This is a genomic window from Protofrankia sp. CiP1_Cm_nod3, from assembly GCF_982290655.1.
The window spans coordinates 2,363-18,759 of sequence record NZ_CEVIVD010000017.1 but is presented as its reverse complement, the minus strand read 5'-3'; the positions used below and the strand labels follow the sequence as shown (position 1 = coordinate 18,759).

Annotated in this window: 19 protein-coding genes; 10 read left to right on the top strand and 9 right to left on the bottom strand. The window is 71.5% G+C overall.

Annotation, left to right across the window (positions count from 1 at the left end):
- Positions 1 to 886 (top strand): diacylglycerol/lipid kinase family protein (locus AC5LUJ_RS05825; protein WP_493464588.1); only part of this gene is annotated, 886 nt, incomplete at its 5' end.
- Between the two features lie 119 nt (positions 887 to 1,005).
- Here the strand turns inward: AC5LUJ_RS05825 and AC5LUJ_RS05820 are convergent.
- Complete coding sequence (locus tag AC5LUJ_RS05820) at positions 1,006 to 1,740, bottom strand: glycerophosphodiester phosphodiesterase (protein ID WP_250281778.1); 735 nt, start codon at positions 1,738 to 1,740, stop codon at positions 1,006 to 1,008.
- A gap of 579 nt (positions 1,741 to 2,319) precedes the next feature.
- Between AC5LUJ_RS05820 and AC5LUJ_RS05815 the strand changes: the two genes are divergently transcribed.
- A complete protein-coding gene (locus AC5LUJ_RS05815; RefSeq protein WP_013872459.1) occupies positions 2,320 to 2,568 on the top strand; it encodes a WhiB family transcriptional regulator in 249 nt (82 codons plus the stop codon).
- A 271-nt stretch (positions 2,569 to 2,839) separates the two neighbouring features.
- On the opposite strand, the gene AC5LUJ_RS05810 is transcribed toward AC5LUJ_RS05815, so the two are convergent.
- Positions 2,840 to 4,312: a sensor histidine kinase gene (locus AC5LUJ_RS05810; protein WP_250281780.1), complete on the bottom strand. Its 1,473-nt coding sequence runs from the start codon at positions 4,310 to 4,312 to the stop codon at positions 2,840 to 2,842.
- A gap of 253 nt (positions 4,313 to 4,565) precedes the next feature.
- Here AC5LUJ_RS05810 and AC5LUJ_RS05805 point away from each other — a divergent pair, with 253 nt between their 5' ends.
- The 4 genes from AC5LUJ_RS05805 (at position 4,566) to bsaP (ending at position 8,237) form a co-directional block, all read left to right on the top strand.
- A complete protein-coding gene (locus AC5LUJ_RS05805) occupies positions 4,566 to 5,783 on the top strand; it encodes an 8-amino-7-oxononanoate synthase (RefSeq protein ID WP_493464587.1) in 1,218 nt (405 codons plus the stop codon).
- The gene (bioD, locus tag AC5LUJ_RS05800; protein WP_250281784.1) at positions 5,780 to 6,496 is read left to right on the top strand and encodes a dethiobiotin synthase; all 717 of its coding nucleotides are present in this window, start codon (positions 5,780 to 5,782) and stop codon (positions 6,494 to 6,496) included. Before AC5LUJ_RS05805 ends, bioD begins: the two co-directional genes overlap by 4 nt.
- Positions 6,497 to 6,599: 103 nt before the next feature.
- Positions 6,600 to 7,712: a biotin synthase BioB gene (bioB, locus tag AC5LUJ_RS05795; RefSeq protein WP_445548265.1), complete on the top strand. Its 1,113-nt coding sequence runs from the start codon at positions 6,600 to 6,602 to the stop codon at positions 7,710 to 7,712.
- A gap of 171 nt (positions 7,713 to 7,883) precedes the next feature.
- Complete coding sequence (gene bsaP, locus AC5LUJ_RS05790; RefSeq protein ID WP_445548264.1) at positions 7,884 to 8,237, top strand: biotin synthase auxiliary protein BsaP; 354 nt, start codon at positions 7,884 to 7,886, stop codon at positions 8,235 to 8,237.
- A gap of 49 nt (positions 8,238 to 8,286) precedes the next feature.
- On the opposite strand, the gene AC5LUJ_RS05785 is transcribed toward bsaP, so the two are convergent.
- The gene (locus AC5LUJ_RS05785; protein ID WP_250281787.1) at positions 8,287 to 8,517 is read right to left on the bottom strand and encodes a biotin/lipoyl-binding carrier protein; all 231 of its coding nucleotides are present in this window, start codon (positions 8,515 to 8,517) and stop codon (positions 8,287 to 8,289) included.
- Positions 8,518 to 8,855: 338 nt separating this feature from the next.
- On the opposite strand from AC5LUJ_RS05785, the gene AC5LUJ_RS05780 reads away from it, so the two are divergent.
- Complete coding sequence (locus AC5LUJ_RS05780) at positions 8,856 to 9,482, top strand: DUF5317 domain-containing protein (RefSeq protein ID WP_250281789.1); 627 nt, start codon at positions 8,856 to 8,858, stop codon at positions 9,480 to 9,482.
- 242 nt (positions 9,483 to 9,724) lie between these two features.
- Positions 9,725 to 9,799: a 50S ribosomal protein bL37 gene (locus tag AC5LUJ_RS05775; protein ID WP_369299096.1), complete on the top strand. Its 75-nt coding sequence runs from the start codon at positions 9,725 to 9,727 to the stop codon at positions 9,797 to 9,799.
- Between the two features lie 366 nt (positions 9,800 to 10,165).
- Here AC5LUJ_RS05775 and AC5LUJ_RS05770 read toward each other — a convergent pair whose 3' ends face one another.
- The 4 genes from AC5LUJ_RS05770 to AC5LUJ_RS05755 form a co-directional block, all read right to left on the bottom strand.
- On the bottom strand, positions 10,166 to 11,116 hold the full coding sequence (locus AC5LUJ_RS05770) for an NAD-dependent epimerase/dehydratase family protein (RefSeq protein WP_250281792.1): 951 nt from the start codon (positions 11,114 to 11,116) through the stop codon (positions 10,166 to 10,168).
- Positions 11,117 to 11,190: 74 nt separating this feature from the next.
- Positions 11,191 to 11,475 (bottom strand): mycothiol system anti-sigma-R factor, encoded by a 285-nt coding sequence (gene rsrA, locus AC5LUJ_RS05765; RefSeq protein ID WP_250281793.1) that lies wholly within the window; start codon positions 11,473 to 11,475, stop codon positions 11,191 to 11,193.
- Positions 11,472 to 12,083, bottom strand: a complete 612-nt coding sequence (locus AC5LUJ_RS05760) for a sigma-70 family RNA polymerase sigma factor (protein ID WP_043602969.1) — start codon at positions 12,081 to 12,083, stop codon at positions 11,472 to 11,474. The genes rsrA and AC5LUJ_RS05760 overlap by 4 nt, the downstream gene beginning before the upstream one ends.
- A 711-nt stretch (positions 12,084 to 12,794) precedes the next feature.
- Positions 12,795 to 13,619, bottom strand: coding sequence for an alpha/beta hydrolase family protein (locus AC5LUJ_RS05755; RefSeq protein WP_250290129.1), 825 nt, complete (start codon positions 13,617 to 13,619; stop codon positions 12,795 to 12,797).
- Positions 13,620 to 13,687: 68 nt separating this feature from the next.
- On the opposite strand from AC5LUJ_RS05755, the gene AC5LUJ_RS05750 reads away from it, so the two are divergent.
- A complete protein-coding gene (locus tag AC5LUJ_RS05750; RefSeq protein WP_250281795.1) occupies positions 13,688 to 14,575 on the top strand; it encodes a methyltransferase domain-containing protein in 888 nt (295 codons plus the stop codon).
- A 71-nt stretch (positions 14,576 to 14,646) separates the two neighbouring features.
- Here the strand turns inward: AC5LUJ_RS05750 and AC5LUJ_RS05745 are convergent, their stop codons facing one another.
- Together AC5LUJ_RS05745 and AC5LUJ_RS05740 are read right to left on the bottom strand one after the other, a co-directional pair.
- The gene (locus AC5LUJ_RS05745; RefSeq protein WP_250281796.1) at positions 14,647 to 15,072 is read right to left on the bottom strand and encodes a hypothetical protein; all 426 of its coding nucleotides are present in this window, start codon (positions 15,070 to 15,072) and stop codon (positions 14,647 to 14,649) included.
- The gene (locus tag AC5LUJ_RS05740; RefSeq protein ID WP_250281798.1) at positions 15,069 to 15,485 is read right to left on the bottom strand and encodes a hypothetical protein; all 417 of its coding nucleotides are present in this window, start codon (positions 15,483 to 15,485) and stop codon (positions 15,069 to 15,071) included. The genes AC5LUJ_RS05745 and AC5LUJ_RS05740 overlap by 4 nt, the downstream gene beginning before the upstream one ends.
- A gap of 267 nt (positions 15,486 to 15,752) precedes the next feature.
- Between AC5LUJ_RS05740 and AC5LUJ_RS05735 the strand changes: the two genes are divergently transcribed.
- Positions 15,753 to 16,397: 3-phosphoshikimate 1-carboxyvinyltransferase (locus AC5LUJ_RS05735; protein ID WP_493464586.1), on the top strand; the 645-nt coding region annotated here is incomplete at its 3' end.

The window sequence follows — 16,397 nt, the reverse complement described above, 5'->3', positions numbered from 1 at the left end:
CGGCCACGCCATCGAGCTCGCCGAGCGCGCCACCGACGCCGGTGTCGACCTCGTCGTCGCCTTCGGCGGCGACGGCACGGTCAACGAGATCGCCAACGGCCTCCTGCGGGCGGGTCCGGTCCCGGGCGCACCGGCACTGGCCGTGGTGCCCGGTGGGAGCACCAACGTCTTCGCCCGCGCGCTCGGCTACTCCGCCTCCCCGGTGGAGGCCACCGGGGAGCTCCTGGAGGCACTGCGCGAAGGGCGCAGCCGCCGGATCGGCCTCGGGCACGCCACCTTCACCAGCCGGTCGGGCACCAGCCAGTCCCGGTGGTTCATGTTCTGCGCCGGCCTCGGCGTGGACGCGGCCGTGGTCGAACGGGTGGAGCGCAAGCGGGTACACGGGCGCCGCAACACCCCGGGGCTGTACCTGCGCTCGGCGCTCGGGCATTTCGTCCGCGGCGCGGGGCGCCGGCGCCCGCCCATCACCATCACCACCGGCGAACCGGGCCAGGCGGCCGGGGCCGCCGGGGCGGCCGTCGACGTGGCCGGCCCGGGCGCCGCGCGGCCGGACACCGTCCAGGCCGCCGTGGTGTGCAACACGACGCCCTGGACGTATTTCGACTCCCAGCTGGTACGCGCCTGCCCGGCGGCCTCGTTCGACACCGGCCTGGACCTTCTCGGCCTGTACCGGCCGACGCTCGCGCGCACGGCCCACGCCGGCCTGCAGATGCTGCACAGCGCCCGGGGCCCCCACGGCAAGAACGTCTACACGCTGCACGACCAGCGCACGATCACGTTGACGGCCGCGCGCGAGCTGCCGTTCCAGATGGACGGCGAGTACATCGGCCCGCAGACCCGGGTGACGCTGCGGTCCGAGCCGAGGGCGCTGCGCGTCATCGGCTGAGCGCCCGTCATCGCCTGAGCCGGACGCGAGCGCCCGCCCGAGAGCCGGAGCCGGAGCCGGGAACGGGCGGGGAGCCCCCTGGTCGAGGGGTTGCCGGCTCGCTGCCGTCGGGCGCCCGCTCAGGCCGCTCCCCGGCCGAGCCCTCGGACGACCTCGGCCGGGTCGTCGCAGATCACCCCGTCCACACCGGCGGCCCGCAGCCGGTCGGCCTCCCGCACCGAGGTGACCGTCCAGGTCACCAGGCCCACGCCGGCCGCCCGGGCCCGTTCGGGCACGTCCGGGGAGCCGAGCACCGAGGAGATGTGGGCGTGCAGCTCCTGATGGCCGGCGGAGCGCACGTAGGCGATGCCGCCGCTGGCCGACATCCGCGGCATGGTGAGGAACGCGGTGGGCACGCCGATCCCGGCGTCGCGTACCGCCTCGATCGCGAACCAGTCGAACGAGGAGACGGTCACCGCCCCGGACGCGCCGTCGGCGGCCCGGGTGAGCCCGCGGGAGCGCAGGAGCTCGACCAGGGCCCGGGCGGTCCGTTCCCGGGGGGCGTCGAAGTCGGGCTGGCCCGGCTGGTTCTTGACCTCGAGAACGAGGCGGCCACGGCCGTCCCAGGCGTCGAGGATGTCGGTCAGGGTGGGCACGCCCAGACCGGTGAGCTCGCGGGTCGTCCGGCGGATCACGGCCCGGCCGGTCAGCCGCCCCGGCAGCCGGGGATCGTGCACGCAGACCAGATCCCCGTCGGCGCTGCGCCGTACGTCCACTTCGATACCATCGGCGCCAGCGCGCAACGCGGCGTCCACCGCCTCAGCGGTGTTCTCCGGACCGGGGACCCGGCTACCGCGGTGACCAAGAACCTGCATGCGCCAACGATGCCATCACGGCCGCGCCCCCGGTAACGCCAGGGCTGGCGAGGCCGGATGCGTCGGAACGCCGGAAGTGCGTGATCACTGCCTGGCCCGCCCGCGGGCCGGAAGCCGGTCGGAGATCCGGAAGGCTCCGGGCCCGGGAACCGCGCGAGAAACCCGGGGTGACAACCGCGAATGCCAATTCGGCATGCCGTCCTGGCTCTGCCAGGCGTGCGTGTTCCCTGAGTTGGCGGTACTAGGACGGTCTGTGTGTCACCGTCGTCCGATCCGCCGCAAAGAGTGGTCCACCTGTGTCTCTAACGGACGAAACCGGGTGGTCAGGGGTCGGTAAGGGGTGGGAAGCCACTTGCAGGTCCTTGCGCCCATGCCAGTTGCGGTGGGAGGGTGGCGAATGTCCGAGGTGGATGACCCCATACACCTCGGGTTCACACGCGACGGTGCATCCGGTCGAAAGATCGAGAAGCCGCGCGGGCCCGGCAGCCGTTTGGCGGCCGGAAAGTGCGACACAACCGTGGCGGCTCGTAAAGCGTCTCACGTGCAGTGTGGCTCGAGACGAGAGAGGGAGTTGTACGCATGGACTGGCGCCACAGAGCGCTCTGTCGCGACGAGGATCCCGAGCTCTTCTTCCCGATCGGTACTACCGGTCCGGCTGAACGCCAGGTCGAAGAAGCAAAGGCCGTCTGCCGGCGGTGCGCCGTGACAAGTGATTGCTTGAGCTGGGCTCTTGACACCGGGCAGGACTCCGGGGTCTGGGGCGGTCTGAGCGAGGATGAACGCCGAGCGCTCAAGCGCCCCGCGCGCACCCGCGTCCGCACCGCCTGAGCAGTACCCGCAGGCACCACCCCAGCTCGAGCCGGACGGCGACTTCCCAGATGGCCATGCCATGAGGTATGGGCCACCGGGATGCTGTCGTGTGCCTTGGAGCTGCTTCTGTCCGTGTCCGCGTCGTTTGCCAGCGAAGCCGACGGCACTCGCTGGACCGGTGTTGAAATGGCAGAAAACGACAGGCCAGGACGGGGTGGGACGGCGCCAGGCACGGTGGTGCTGTACCCACCTCGACGGTCCTCATAACACCGATCTTGGAAAAATTTTTTCAGTCGCGCAGCGGGATGGAGAGCAGGGCCTCGGTACCGCGCTCCGCACCCGCCTGGAGGCGGATCGCTCCCTGCATCTCACCGAGGACAAGCTGGCGCACGATCTGCAGGCCGAGCCGGGGCGAGTGCTCCAGCTGGAAGTCCTCGGGCAGCCCGGCACCGTTGTCGGCGACCACCACGTCCAGCCGGTCGGGATACCGCCGGACCCGTAGCTCGATCGAACCGGCCGAACCATCGAACGCGTGTTCGACGGCATTCTGCAGCAGCTCGGAAAGCACAAGTGCCAGCGGCGTGGCGAGCTCACCGGGCAGCTGGCCGAACGATCCCCTGCGGGTCGTGCTCGCCCTGGTCCCGGTCGAAGCCAGGTCCACCGTCACCGACGTGATCTGGTCAGCGATCTCGTCGAAGGGCACCGACTCGCCGAGGCTCTGCGAAAGGGTCTCGTGCACGACCGCGATCGAGGTCACCCGCCGCACCGACTCCCGCAGCGCCAGGCGCGCCTCGTCCACCTTGGTACGGCGCATCTGCAGGCGCAACAGGGCCGCTACCGTCTGTAGGTTGTTCTTCACCCGATGGTGGATCTCGCGGATGGTCGCGTCCTTGCTCAGCAGCTGCGCCTCCCGGCGCCGCAGGTCCGAGACGTCGCGGACGAGGACCAGCACCTCACGGGTGGCGCCGGGAAACAGCGGGATCGCGCGCAGCAGCACCACCGTGCTCCCGACCGCGAGCTCCACCTCGACCGGACGGCGGCGCCCGATCGCGTGCCACACGGCCGGCGTGGTCGCGGGCAGGTTCAGCATCCGGTGCACCGAACGCAGGTCCTCACCGGTGACGTTGCCGGTGTAGCCGAGGCGGCGGTACGCCGACAGCGCGTTCGGACTGGCGAAAATGACCTTCCCCGAGCCGTCCAGGCGCAGCATCCCGTCACCGACGCGCGGCGCCTCGGGCAGTTCGGCGTTGCTGCCCCGGAACGGGAACGCCCCCTCGGCGATCATCAGCGCCAGGTTGTTCGCGCACTGCAGGTACGCCGACTCCAGCGCGCTCGGCGTCCGGGTGGTGGCCAGGTTGGTGTCCCGCGCCAGCACGGCGATGACCCGGTCGGCGTGCAGGACCGGGATCGCCTCGGTGCGCACCGGCACCCCGCCGTCCCACTCCGGCTCACCCTCCCGGGCGATCCGGTGCTCGCGCCACGAGTTCTGCACCACCCATCTGTTGATCACAACGCTGCCGACCTCGTCGTTGTGGTATGCCGTCGGCCCGGTGGTCGGCCGCACCTGCGCGACCACCAGGAACTCGGCTCCCGGGCCGGCTCCGCCGCGAGCCGCCGTGGCCCGGCTGGGCACGAGCAGCAGCAGGTCCGCGAAGGACAGGTCGGCCAACAGCGCCCAGTCGGCCACCAGGGCGTGCAGATGGTCGATGTCGTCCGCACCAAGATCGGTACTCTCGCGTAGAAGGTCCTCCAGCGTTCCCACGCAGGCAGATTGCCAGACGCGGCGCCGGCTCGGAGCACGTGTGCCCGATCAGCTTTCCCGGATCACGGCACCGCCATGATCCGGTCACTCTCCCGACGACACGAAAACCATGATCGTACTGCCTTCGGCGGGACCGGTTCCAGCGCCTCCGGCAGCGCGAAAACATGATCGCGCTGCCTTCGGCGGGCCGACTTCAGTGTCTCCGGCAACACGAAAACCATGATCGCGTCACCTTTGACCTAGGCTTCCTGGTGTGCACCCGCATACCACCAAGGCGGTCCCCGATCCGCTTGGCTGGCTGGACGGCCATGCCCGGCGCCGGGAAGAAGCCGGGCTGCGCCGGGTCGTGCGCCCGCGCGCGCCCGGCTCAGGCACGCCGGGCGACCCGGCAGGCGGGGATCCCACCCGCCCGCTGGACCTGGCCGGCAACGACTACCTGGGCCTGTCCCGCCACCCCGAGGTGGTCGAGGGCGGGGTGCGGGCACTGCGCACCTGGGGCGCGGGCTCCACCGGAAGCCGGCTGGTCACCGGGACGACCACCCTGCACGGCGACCTTGAGGACGCTCTGGCCGAACACACCGGCTTCGCCTCGGCGCTGGTCTTCGCCTCCGGGTACGCGGCCAACCTGGGCGTGCTCACCTCGCTCACCGGGCCCGACGACCTCATCGTCTCGGACGAGCGTAACCACGCGTCGCTGGTGGACGCCTGTCGGCTGTCCCGGGCGCAGGTGGTCATCGCGCCGCACGCCGACGTCGCAGCGGTCGACGCGGCGCTGACCGAACGGTCGTGGCAGCACGCCGTCGTGGTCACCGACTCGGTGTTCTCCGCGGACGGCGATCTGGCCCCGCTGGCCGCGCTGCACACGGTCGCCCGCTCCCACGGCGCGCTGCTGGTCGTGGACGAGGCCCACAGCCTCGGCGTCGTCGGCCCCGGCGGGCGGGGCGCGCTCGCGGACGCCGGGCTCGCCGGCGAGCCGGACGTGGTCGCCACCATCACCCTGTCCAAGGCGCTGGGCAGCCAGGGCGGCGCCGTGCTGGGCCCGCCGGCCGTGCGCGCGCATCTCATCGACACCGCCCGCACGTTCATCTTCGACACCGGGCTGGCGCCGGCCTGCGCCGGCGCGGCGCTCGCCGCGCTCGGGATCCTCACCACGACCCCGGCTCTCGCGGACGACGTCCGACGGCACGCCCGCCACCTGGCCGACCTCACCGGCGCGCCCCGGCCGGCCGGCGCGGTCGTGTCGGTCGTCCTCGGCGAGCCGGAACGCGCGGTGCGGGCGGCGGAGACCTGCCGTGCGCACGGGGTGGCCGTCGGCTGCTTCCGCCCTCCGACCGTGCCCCCGGGCACGAGCCGGCTGCGGGTCGCGGCCCGCGCCGACCTCACCGCCACCGACCTGGCCCGGGCCGCCGACGCCTTCGCCGCGGCCATCGGCACGCCCGGCCGTCCCGGCTGTCCCGGATGTCCCGGATGACGGTTCTCGTGGTGACAGGAACCGGGACGGGGGTCGGGAAGACGGTCGTCACCGCCGCGGTGGCCACCCTTGCCCGGGAGCGGGGCGTCGACGTCGCCGTGGTGAAGGCCGCCCAGACCGGTGTCGAGCCCGGCGAGCCCGGCGACCTCGACCATGTGCGCGCCCTGTCCGGGGTCGAGGGGCTGTACGAGTACGCCCGGTTCCCGGCGGCGCTGTCGCCGGCCGCCGCGGCCCGCCTGCACCGGCGTGCCCCGGTGGAGCTCACCGACGTCGCCCGGCACGTGGGTGAGCTCGCCGAGCGCTACCGGCTCGTCCTGGTGGAGGGCGCGGGCGGGCTGCTGGTCCGTTACGACGACGAGGGCAGCACTGTCGCCGATCTCGCCCGTACGCTGGCCGCGCCGGTGCTGCTGGTCAGCGAGGCCGGGCTCGGCGCGCTCAACACCACCGCGCTGACCCTGGAGGCGCTGGCCAACCGCGGGCTGGATCTCGCCGGGCTCGTCATCGGCTCCTGGCCGGCCGCCCCCGACCTCGCCTGTCGCTCGAACATCGTGGACATGGAGATGCTCGCCGCGCGCCCACTCGCCGGAGCGCTGCCAGCGGGCGCGGGGCACGCCGATGCCGCGGCGTTCCGCGCCACCGCCCGGGTCTGCCTGGCGCCCGCCCTCGGTGGCACCTTCGACGCCCACGACTTCCGAGAGAGCCACAGACCGTGACTTGTCTCGGCCCGCCTACCATCCCGGGGACCTCACGGACCTGGGCCATCCGGATCCTCGGACGAATCGACGGTCCGTAACCGAACTACCACAGGAGACCGCCTTGCCGCCGTCAGTAGCCACCGTGCCCGTGCCCGTGACCCCGCCGACGCAACCGCCGACACCGACCCGGCCGACGGCCGACCAGCCGACGGCCGCCGGGAGCCCAGGAGGGAACGCGCCGGTCGCCGACATCCTCCAGGTCGCCCGCGAGCAGGTGCTGGAGCGTGGCCAGGGGCTCTCCGCCGAGCAGACCCTCCAGGTACTGCGGCTCGACGACGACCGGATCGGCGAGGCGCTGGCGCTGGCGCACGAGGTGCGGATGCGCTGGTGCGGCCCGGAGGTCGAGGTCGAGGGGATCGTCAGCCTCAAGACCGGCGGCTGCCCGGAGGACTGCCACTTCTGCTCCCAGTCCGGCAAGTTCGACTCACCGGTGCGCTCGGTCTGGCTGGACGTCCCGTCGCTGGTCGAGGCCGCGAAGGCGACCCGGGAGACCGGCGCGACCGAGTTCTGCATCGTCGCCGCCGTCCGGGGCCCGGACAAGCGCCTGATGAGCCAGGTCCGGGCGGGGATCGAGGCGATCCGTGCCGCCGTCGACATCAACATCGCCTGCTCGCTCGGGATGCTCACCCAGGAGCAGGTGGACGAGCTCGCCGCGATGGGCGTCCACCGCTACAACCACAACCTGGAGACGGCGCGCTCGCACTTCCCCCAGGTCGTGACCACGCACAGCTGGCAGGAGCGGTGGGACACCTGCGAGATGGTGCGGGCCGCCGGCATGGAGCTGTGCTGCGGCGCCATCATCGGGGTCGGCGAGACGCTGGAGCAGCAGGCCGAACTCGCCGGCCAGCTCGCCGCGCTCGAGCCCGACGAGGTACCGCTGAACTTCCTCAACCCGCGGCCGGGCACACCGTTCGCCGATCTCCCGGTGGTCGGCCCGAAGGAGGCGCTGCGCACCATCGCCGCGTTCCGGCTCGCGCTGCCGCGCACCATCCTGCGCTACGCCGGCGGACGTGAGATCACTCTCGGTGACCTCGCTGTCGACGGGATGCTCGGCGGCATCAACGCGGTCATCGTCGGCAACTACCTCACCACGCTGGGACGGCCCGCCGAGGCGGATCTGGAGATGCTTGCCGACCTGAAGATGCCCATCAAGTCCATGCAGTCCACGTTCTGATCACTGACCGTCCCGGCCGTGGCAGCCCGGAACGGCCGGGACGGCCGGGACCTGAGCAGGCCGGCGCCGCCGCGGCCAGCCGTGGCGGCGGGTGACGGGCCGGCGGGTGACGGGTAGAACGGCCGCGGGCAGAACGTCGGCCGAGCCGCCCGATGTTCTACCCTCGTAACCATGACTACCGAGGGTCAGAGGCGAAACGATCACGCTTCTCCCACGCCCGGGGCGCCGGCAGGCCACTGGCCGCCCGATCACGCTTCTGCCGCTCCCGTCGGGCCTCCCGGACCGGCACAGCCGGTCGGGGAGGCCCGACGCGGCCCGCTCCCTGGGTCACCCGGCGCGGCGGAGACGGCCTTCTGCGACCGGTGCGGACGGCCGCTGGCCGACAGCGGGCACGACATCTGCGCCCAGGCCCGGCTGCTGGAACCGCCACGGTTCTGCCGGACCTGCCGACGACGGATGATCGTCCAGATCACCCCGACCGGCTGGACGGCCAGCTGCGTCGAACACGGCACGATCGCGGGCTGACCCCCGGGCCCGCTCGCCCCCGGGCCCGCTTCGTCGCGGACCTGGCTGGTCAGGCCACCGGAAGCTGGTCGAGGAGGGCGATCAGGTCACCCTCCTGAACGACGTCCCCCTCCCGCACCGCGATCTGGGCGACCCGGCCGCCGTCCTCGCTGAGTACCGGGATCTCCATCTTCATGGAGTCGAGAATCACCAGCGTGTCACCGGCCGACACGGTGTCCCCGACACCGACCACGACCTTCCACACGTTGGCTACCATCTCGGCCCGAACTTCCTCGGCCACGGCTCCCCTTCCCTGTTCCGAGCGTTCCTGCTCCGGTGCGGACATGTGCACAGCGTGAGCGTAGTGTGCGTCGACGCCCGACCGCTGCGCGCCACGTCAACAAAGAAAGCCCCTGTTCGAGCACCGATCCACCCAATTTCTTGACACGCTGGTAACAACTCCCGGCCCGGGCCCTCTCCGGAACTGTCAACGATCTTCACTGGACGGGTGGGCGGCCGGCACGGACAGCCAGGCGGCACAGCCGGGGCACGGCGGCGGAGAGCCGGCCGCGGCGACCCGGACATGCCGGAATGCCACACCTGCGGCCGAAGGCCCCGCGGACAACGCACACTACGAGTGTGTTCGTTCTCCTTGTGCTTGCCCTGGTGGGCGGTGTCATCATCGGGCTGGTCCGCGGTGGCACGCTGGACGCTCTGGTCCGTATCTATGTGGCACGCCCGTGGATGTTCGTGGCCACGGTCGCGGCCCTGAGCGCGGGCCGGCTCATCCCCGGCCTGCACGCGGTCTCGTGGGCGCTGGCCACGGTGGCGGTCGTGCTGTTCGCCGCGGCGAACTCCCGGCTGCCCGGCGTCGGCCTGCTGTGGGCCGGGATCGCGCTGAACACCGTGGTGATCCTCGCCAACGGCGGTCAGATGCCGGTGTCGCTGTGGGCGGCCGAACGGGCCGGCGTGCCCGCCAGCGAGATATACGCCTCCGCCCGGCACACGCCGGGCGGTGACGACACCGTCCTGCGCCCGGCCACCGACGTGATCCCGCTGGCGTTCCCCGGCGCGGGATCCGTCGTCGGCATCGGCGACGTCCTGATCGCCGCCGGCGTCGGCATGTTCGGCGCGGTCGCGCCGGTCCGGGCCCGCCGGACCCTGGCATCCCGGCTCCCCCCGGACAGCGGCTCCGCCACCGCCCGGGAGCCCCTGGCGGAAGAGCCGGCCGTCACGACGGCTTACCGATCATCCGATGACCGGTAAGGAAAAGGAACGGACGGCCCACGGCTCCGCCGCGATCAGCGGGCAGGCGGTGGAACGATGTGAGTTCGCCACTGGGGCAGCGGCATCGATTCACATCGTTCAGGCGAGCCGGTTCAGGCGAGCCGGGTGACCGGTGGGCGACGATGGGATCCCGCTCGGCGGATGGACGGGGCGGGGTGTGGTGGACGGGGGCCAAGGCGTGGGTCTGGCAGGATGGCCGGAGCGGAAAGGAGGTTCCCGACGTGGCGAAGAAGAAGCGCAAGCGGCGCGCACGTGCCAAGAGCAAGGCCAACCACGGCAAGCGCCCGAACACCTGAGCCATCCGGACACCTGGCGTTCTGCGGGTGATGTTCTTCGGGTCACGGGCGAACTCGGGCACGGGCGGTCACGGATTTGTCGCGTACGGATCTGTCGCGTACGGATCTGTGACGCCGTTCGCGTCCCGCGCGTGGCCGCGAAGCTACCGGCCGGGAGCGGCAATGGCCCGGTGACAATCCACCGGGCCACAACCCGAACCATCAGGAGCGCGGACAACCGGTCGACAACCAGCCGGAACACAGCGACCGGCGCACAGCTGCCGGCGCACAGCGATCAGCACACAACGGCGGCTGGCCGGTGGCGATCGTGGAACCCGCCGCCCGGCGGCAGGCAGGCGGCGGGGACGTGCCGGGAAGAGGCGCTGGTCAGCCGGTGGTGGTACGGGTCCGCAGCCACTGCACTGTCTGCCGCAGCCCGCTGTCCAGGTCGACCTGGGGCCGCCAGCCGACCAGCCGGGCCGCCCTGCCGATGTCGAGCGCGATCCGTTGCAGCTCACCGGGCCGGGGCGTGGCGAACTCGGGGGCGTCCGCCACGCCGACGATCCCCGCGATCGCGCGGTGCAGGTCCCGGACGGTCGTCTGCGTGCTGGTGCCGATGTTGAGGCGTTCGCCGTTGGCGGCATCCGGCGGGACGGACCGGGCGAAGGCGTCCGCGACATCGCCGACGAAGACGTAGTCACGGGTGGTCGTGCCGTCACCGAAGATCCTCGTCGGGCGGCCCTCGAGCATCGCCGTCCCGAAGATCGCCACCACCCCGGCCTCGCCGTGCGGATCCTGGCGGGGGCCGTAGACGTTCCCCAGCGCCAGTGCCGTCGTGGCCAGCCCGTATGTGGAGCGGTACACGGACAGGTAGAGCTCACCGGCCGCCTTGCCCGCGGCGTACTGCGACTCGGGAGCCACCGGCACGGTCTCGTCCACCGGCAGGTGCCGCGGCGTCCCGTAGATCGAGCCGCCGGAGGAGGTGTGGACGAACTTCCCGACGCCGGCGAGCCGGCTCGCCTCCAGCACGTTGATCGTGCCGAGTACGTTCAGCCGGGCGTCGAGCAGTGGGTCGCTGACGCTCACCCGCACGTCGATCTGGGCCGCCAGGTGCAGGACGACGTCGGGACGGACCCGCCCGACGACACCGGGCAGCTCGGTGGACGTGATATCCACCTTCTCAAAGGAAAACCGGTGGTCACGCAGAGCGGGGCCGAGGTTCTCAAGTCGACCGGTGGACAAATCGTCGACCCCGACGACATCATGGCCGTCGGCGAGCATACGGTCAGTGACCGTGGAACCGATAAAACCGGCCGCGCCGGTGACGAGGATACGCACGGCACAAGAGCCTAACCGCCGGTCGGACGGCCGGCCGTCACGGCCGACCTCCTTGCTCCAGTCTTGTTCAGTCCTTATTCGGCGCGGAACTCCGCCGTATCCGCGTCGATACGGGCGGCCCGCAGCCGTTCCAGGACGCTCTCCCGGAGCGACTCGGGTGCGCGTTCCCCCCCGCACCTGCGGGCCACCAGCAGCTTCACCTCGTGTTCCACCCCGAACTCCCGAAGGCACGGGGAGCATTCGTCCAGATGGGAACGAACCAGGTGCTTGTGCTCGAAATCGATCTCGCCGTCAAGATAGAGGTAGACCGCTTCCAGGATCTTCCGACAGTCGACCGCGTGCGGCTCCCCACAGCTCACGATCCACCACCGTCGGTCTCGGAGCTGCCGGCCCGGACCAGGCCGCGTTCCCGGGCGTAGTGTTCAAGAGCGGTACGCAGCCCACGACGGCCGCGATGCAGGCGTGACATCACGGTACCGATCGGGGTACCCATGATCTCCGCGATCTCCTTGTAGGCGAACCCCTCTACATCCGCAAGATACACCGCAATACGGAAGTCTTCGGGCAACGCCTGCAACGCCTCCTTGACATCGCTGTCCGGCAGGTGCTCCAGCGCCTCGGTCTCGGCGCTCTTCAGGCCGCTGGACGTGTGCGACTCGGCGTCGGCGAGCTGCCAGTCCTCGACCTGCTCGGTCGGGCTCTGCAACGGCTGGCGCTGACGCTTGCGGTAGGTGTTGATGAACGTGTTCGTCAGGATGCGGTAGAGCCACGCCTTGAGGTTCGTGCCTTCCTGGAACTGGTGGAAGGCGGCGAACGCCTTGACGAAGGTTTCCTGCACCAGGTCTTCGGCGTCGGCCGGATTACGCGTCATCCGCAGCGCCGCCGCATAAAGTTGATCAAGAAAAGGCAGGGCGTCTCGCTCGAAGCGGCTGCTGCGCTCCTCGACGGTCTCGTCGACCAGGACCACTCCCTCGTTCCTTGGGTCGTCCGCGGGATACCGGCTCACGGACGTGCCGGCGGCTCCTGGAACGGACGATACCCTGGCCGGTGCGTACGCGCGTACGGAAAAGCCATCGGTACCGGCAGGTTCCGGGACGTCTGGCCGCCGGCCGGAAGGGCCGAGCAGGCCATCATGCGGACGGGGCGCCGGAGCGGGCGTCGACGCGGTGACGCGGGCACAGGCTACCAGCGGCCCAGGGGCCTCGGCCACGGACGGCACAACAGGCGCGCCGTCGCGAACATCGTCGTGTCGCCACCGGCCCGCCAGCCCGGTTGCGAACTGGGCAGTCATCGAACCTCCGAATGGATGTCCCCGCCGGCCGGAACCAACACGATCATGGGGGCCGGCGGACCATGAAACGATCAGCCCGGCCCGTTGCTCTCCCGCGTCGCGGACGGCTCCAAGAATCTCTGCAGGTGGCGTAACCGCCCGACCAGCCGTCGGATTCCCGGCGGCCCCCGAGCCCCGGCCTCGGCGGACGCGTGACAGGGCCGCCCTCACACCTCCACAAGTACACGGGAAGAGCAACACGAGAACACGAAAAAGCCGACAAGATGACATTTACTGCCATCAACCACCATAGACCTGCAATCTTCACAACGTTACAACAGAACTACGGCGTCACGACAGAACTACCGCGGAGCACGGCGCCTCGGCGCCTCGGCGCCCGCCGGACGCTCACGGCCTGGCGGAGGCCAGCCGGGCAATGATCCACTCTGTCGCGACGGCCGCCGCCTCGTCGACGACCTCGGCTTCGTCGCGGCCGTCCTTGCGGCGTGTCCGCATGGCGTGGTCGGCGCCGGCCAGGACATGCACCTCGATGTGCCGGGCCGGGTCCGGACCGGGCATGCCGAAGGTGTCCCGGTCCCCCTGGAGCACGAGCACGGGGACGCCGGCGGCGAGCAGTTCGGGCAGGCGCGACGGCCGGCTCCCCCGCGGCTCCCGCCCACCGTCGCGGGCAGCCTCCTCCAGATCTTTCTTGGCCGAGGCGGAGGGCCGTCCTGGGGGATCCTGCCCAAAGCCTCGGCCAAAATCTTTCTTGGCCGAGGCGGAGGGCCGTCCTGGGGGACACAGCGGGAAGCCGAAGGCCACTACTCCGGCGGCCCCGGTCGTGCGGGCGCAGCGGCAGGCCACCCTCGATCCCATGGAACGGCCGGCCAGGACGACGGGCCGCGGCCGCCCCAGGGCGTCCATGACCGCGTGCAGCACCGCGTCCAGCCGGGCCGGACGGTCCGGCGCGCGGCGGCCGGCGACACGATAGGGCATCTCCAGGCGGGCCACCCCAACCCCGCGCGCCGGCAGCCGCCGCGCCAGCACGGACAACACGCCGACATCCGTCCCGCTGGCGGCACCGTGCAGCAGGACGACAGTTCCCGCCGGTGCCCCGGTCGCGGGAACTAGGAAGACCCGTGCGCCGTCCACTTCCAGGGAAGTCCGATCGGTGGAGGAGGCGCCGGCCGTGGTCGTACCCGGGAGAAAAATGTCACCGCTGCCCGTGTGCATCTGTCAGACTTCCCGTGAGTGTGTGTGACTTGTTTCGCATCTTCCCCCCTGAAGGGTAGGAAAGGTCCATGCTGCCGCGTCTCGACGCCGAGCCAGATCAGTCGCGCGGACGAACGCCGACCCTCGTCTATGAGGCCCCCACGGACAGCGATGATCCGTACTGGGCGTTCTACGAAGATGTCGCCGCCACCCAGCTGGCCAGCTGGCTGCCGATGCCACGGATCCGGGTCCTGGACGTCTCCGGCCCACGGACGAGGTTCACACGCCAGATGGTCGCGGCGGGGCACGACGTCGTGCGCGTCGTCCCGGCCCCGGACCGTTCGGGGGCCCGCGCTGCCGGCAGGCGCGCGGACGGCCATGCCCGCTCCGGCGGGGCTTCCGTGCGTCCCGGCGCGGCCGGCGGGCTCACCGCGGTCCGGCCGGGCGACATCACCGGCCCCGGGCGGCTGGTGCAGGTGGCCGGTGACCCCCGGTCGCTTGACTGGTTCACGCCGGAGAGCTTCGACGCCGTCCTGGCCGAAGGCCGCGCGCTGTCGTTCTGCCTGGCCACCGAGACGACCCTGGAAGAGATCCACCGTATGCTGCGCCCCGGCGGGCGGCTGCTGCTGTGCGTCGACTCGCTGCTGCTGGGCCTGGCCCGGCTCGCCGAGCAGCACCGCTGGGCGGAGCTGTCCGACGTCCCGCGCGCCGACGTCGTCCTCGTCCCGGCCGAGGACGGGTCGATCACCCGCTGTTTCTGGCCGGAGGAGCTGCGCGCCCTGCTGACCAGCGCCGGCCTGGACGTCGACTGGATCCGCCCGCGGACGGTGCTCTCGGCCGAGGCGGTGACCCGCGCGGTCGCCTCCGACGTCTCCTGCTTTCCCACCCTGGTCCGCACCGAGGTCGATCTCTCGGCCGAACGCGAGGGCGAGTCGATCGGCATCCACCTGGTCGCCAGCGCCCGCCGCCCCGACTGAGCCCGCGGCGACGGCCGTCGCCGCTTCCCGGCCGTCCAGCGGTCATGCCCCGCCAGGCCGCGCCACGGCGGTCATGATCCTGTGGTCCAGTACCGGTTGAGCCGTGTCACGGCCTCGTCCCTGGTCATGCCCGCGATCTCAGCCTCGCCAAGGCCGACCCGCTGCCTGAGCAGATACACGAGTTCGGCCGGCAGGGCCTGCGCGGGCACGTCCGGGGCGCCCCGCTTGGGCGGGATGCCGTCCCGCACACACGTCCAGAACTCGTCCTCCGTGACATCCAACTGATCGCGCAGGATGTGGCTCCACCTGCTCGGCCCGTACGCCGTCCGGTCGACCGGGTGCGAGATACGGGTACGCAGCACCCGTCCGTCGGCGAGGGCGAGTTCGAACGTGACGTGGTGGGTGCCGGTCCGTCCGCGTGCGTCCCGGACCTGGGTCCACTGCTCGGCCCGGCAGAACTTCTCGTGCGCCTCGCGGGCCGGCTGAGAAAAGATCACCCTACCGGCCCGACCAGCCATTCACGCAGCTGGACGTCGCTACTGAGAGTGACCAACTGGACCAGACCCCAGTTGGTCGCGTGGTTGGGGGCGTCGAGGAGCCGATCCTGCCAGTCCTCGGCATACTCCCGCAGGGCGACGATCATCTCGTCCAGGGCCTCGTCCAGATCCGCCCCGTCGGCGGCCACCGGCAACCCGGGAATGAGGATCGACCACCCGCCCGCCTCCGCCACCACCTGGGCGCGAGACGGGCTCACCGAGGCCAGGAAATGCCGCAGACGCTCCTGGTCCACAAACGCGGTGATCCGGTTGTCCCGCCGCACCGTCGCGACCCGGCCCCGCTCCGCCGCGTCCAACAGATCCTTCAGGTGGGCGCGAGCGTCGGTGTAGCTGTCATAGTGCACGGCGGTCATCCAACCTCCTAGGCCAGACACCAGAAGTACGTCAAGTACTCAACGTACTCGCTAGACGGTTGACGGTTGACGGTTGACGGCAATGCCAGCCTCGGACCGGGACAGGAACCCGGGCGCCACCGAACCATGTTTCCAAGCGGCGCGATCACATCTCCGCGGCCCCCACTACCAGCCCTGATCAAAATCGCCGGCACGCGAACGGGTACGGCCGCGGGCTGACAGCCCCGGTGGCGCCTGCCGGGCGTCCGCGTCCGGCATGCTGAACGGGTGACCGTCACCACGGACGTACCCACGGATCCCTGGCCGGCGCCGACGGCCGACCGGCCGGTCGACGCGACCGTGACCATGCCCGGGTCCAAGTCGGCGACGAACCGCGCCCTGATCCTCGCCGCGATCTCCGCCGGCACCAGCCGGCTGACCAGGCCGCTGCGCTCCCGCGACTCGCTGCTCATGGCCGCCGCCCTCGGCGAGCTCGGCGTCGCCGTCGTCGATGACCACGATGACTGGCTGGTCCACGGCCGCTACCCGCTCCAGGCGGCCCCGGCTGCCCGGATCGACTGCGGCAACGCCGGCACCGTCGCCCGGTTCACCCCCGCGCTGGCCGCGCTGGCACACGGCGACGTGGTCTTCGACGGCGACCCGCGCATGCGGGAGCGTCCGCTCACCCCTCTGCTGGACGCGCTGCGGACCCTGGGCGCGGCCATCGACGGCGACCGGATGCCGCTGACCGTGCACGGCCGGGGGCACCTGCCCGGTGGCGCGGTGACGGTGGACGCGTCCACCTCCAGCCAGCTCGTCTCCGGTCTGCTGCTGGCGGCCCCCCGCTACGACCAGGGCGTCACCGTCCGTCATGTCGGTGCGCGGCTGCCGTCCTGGCCGTACCTGGAGATGACCGTCGCGGACCTGCGCGCC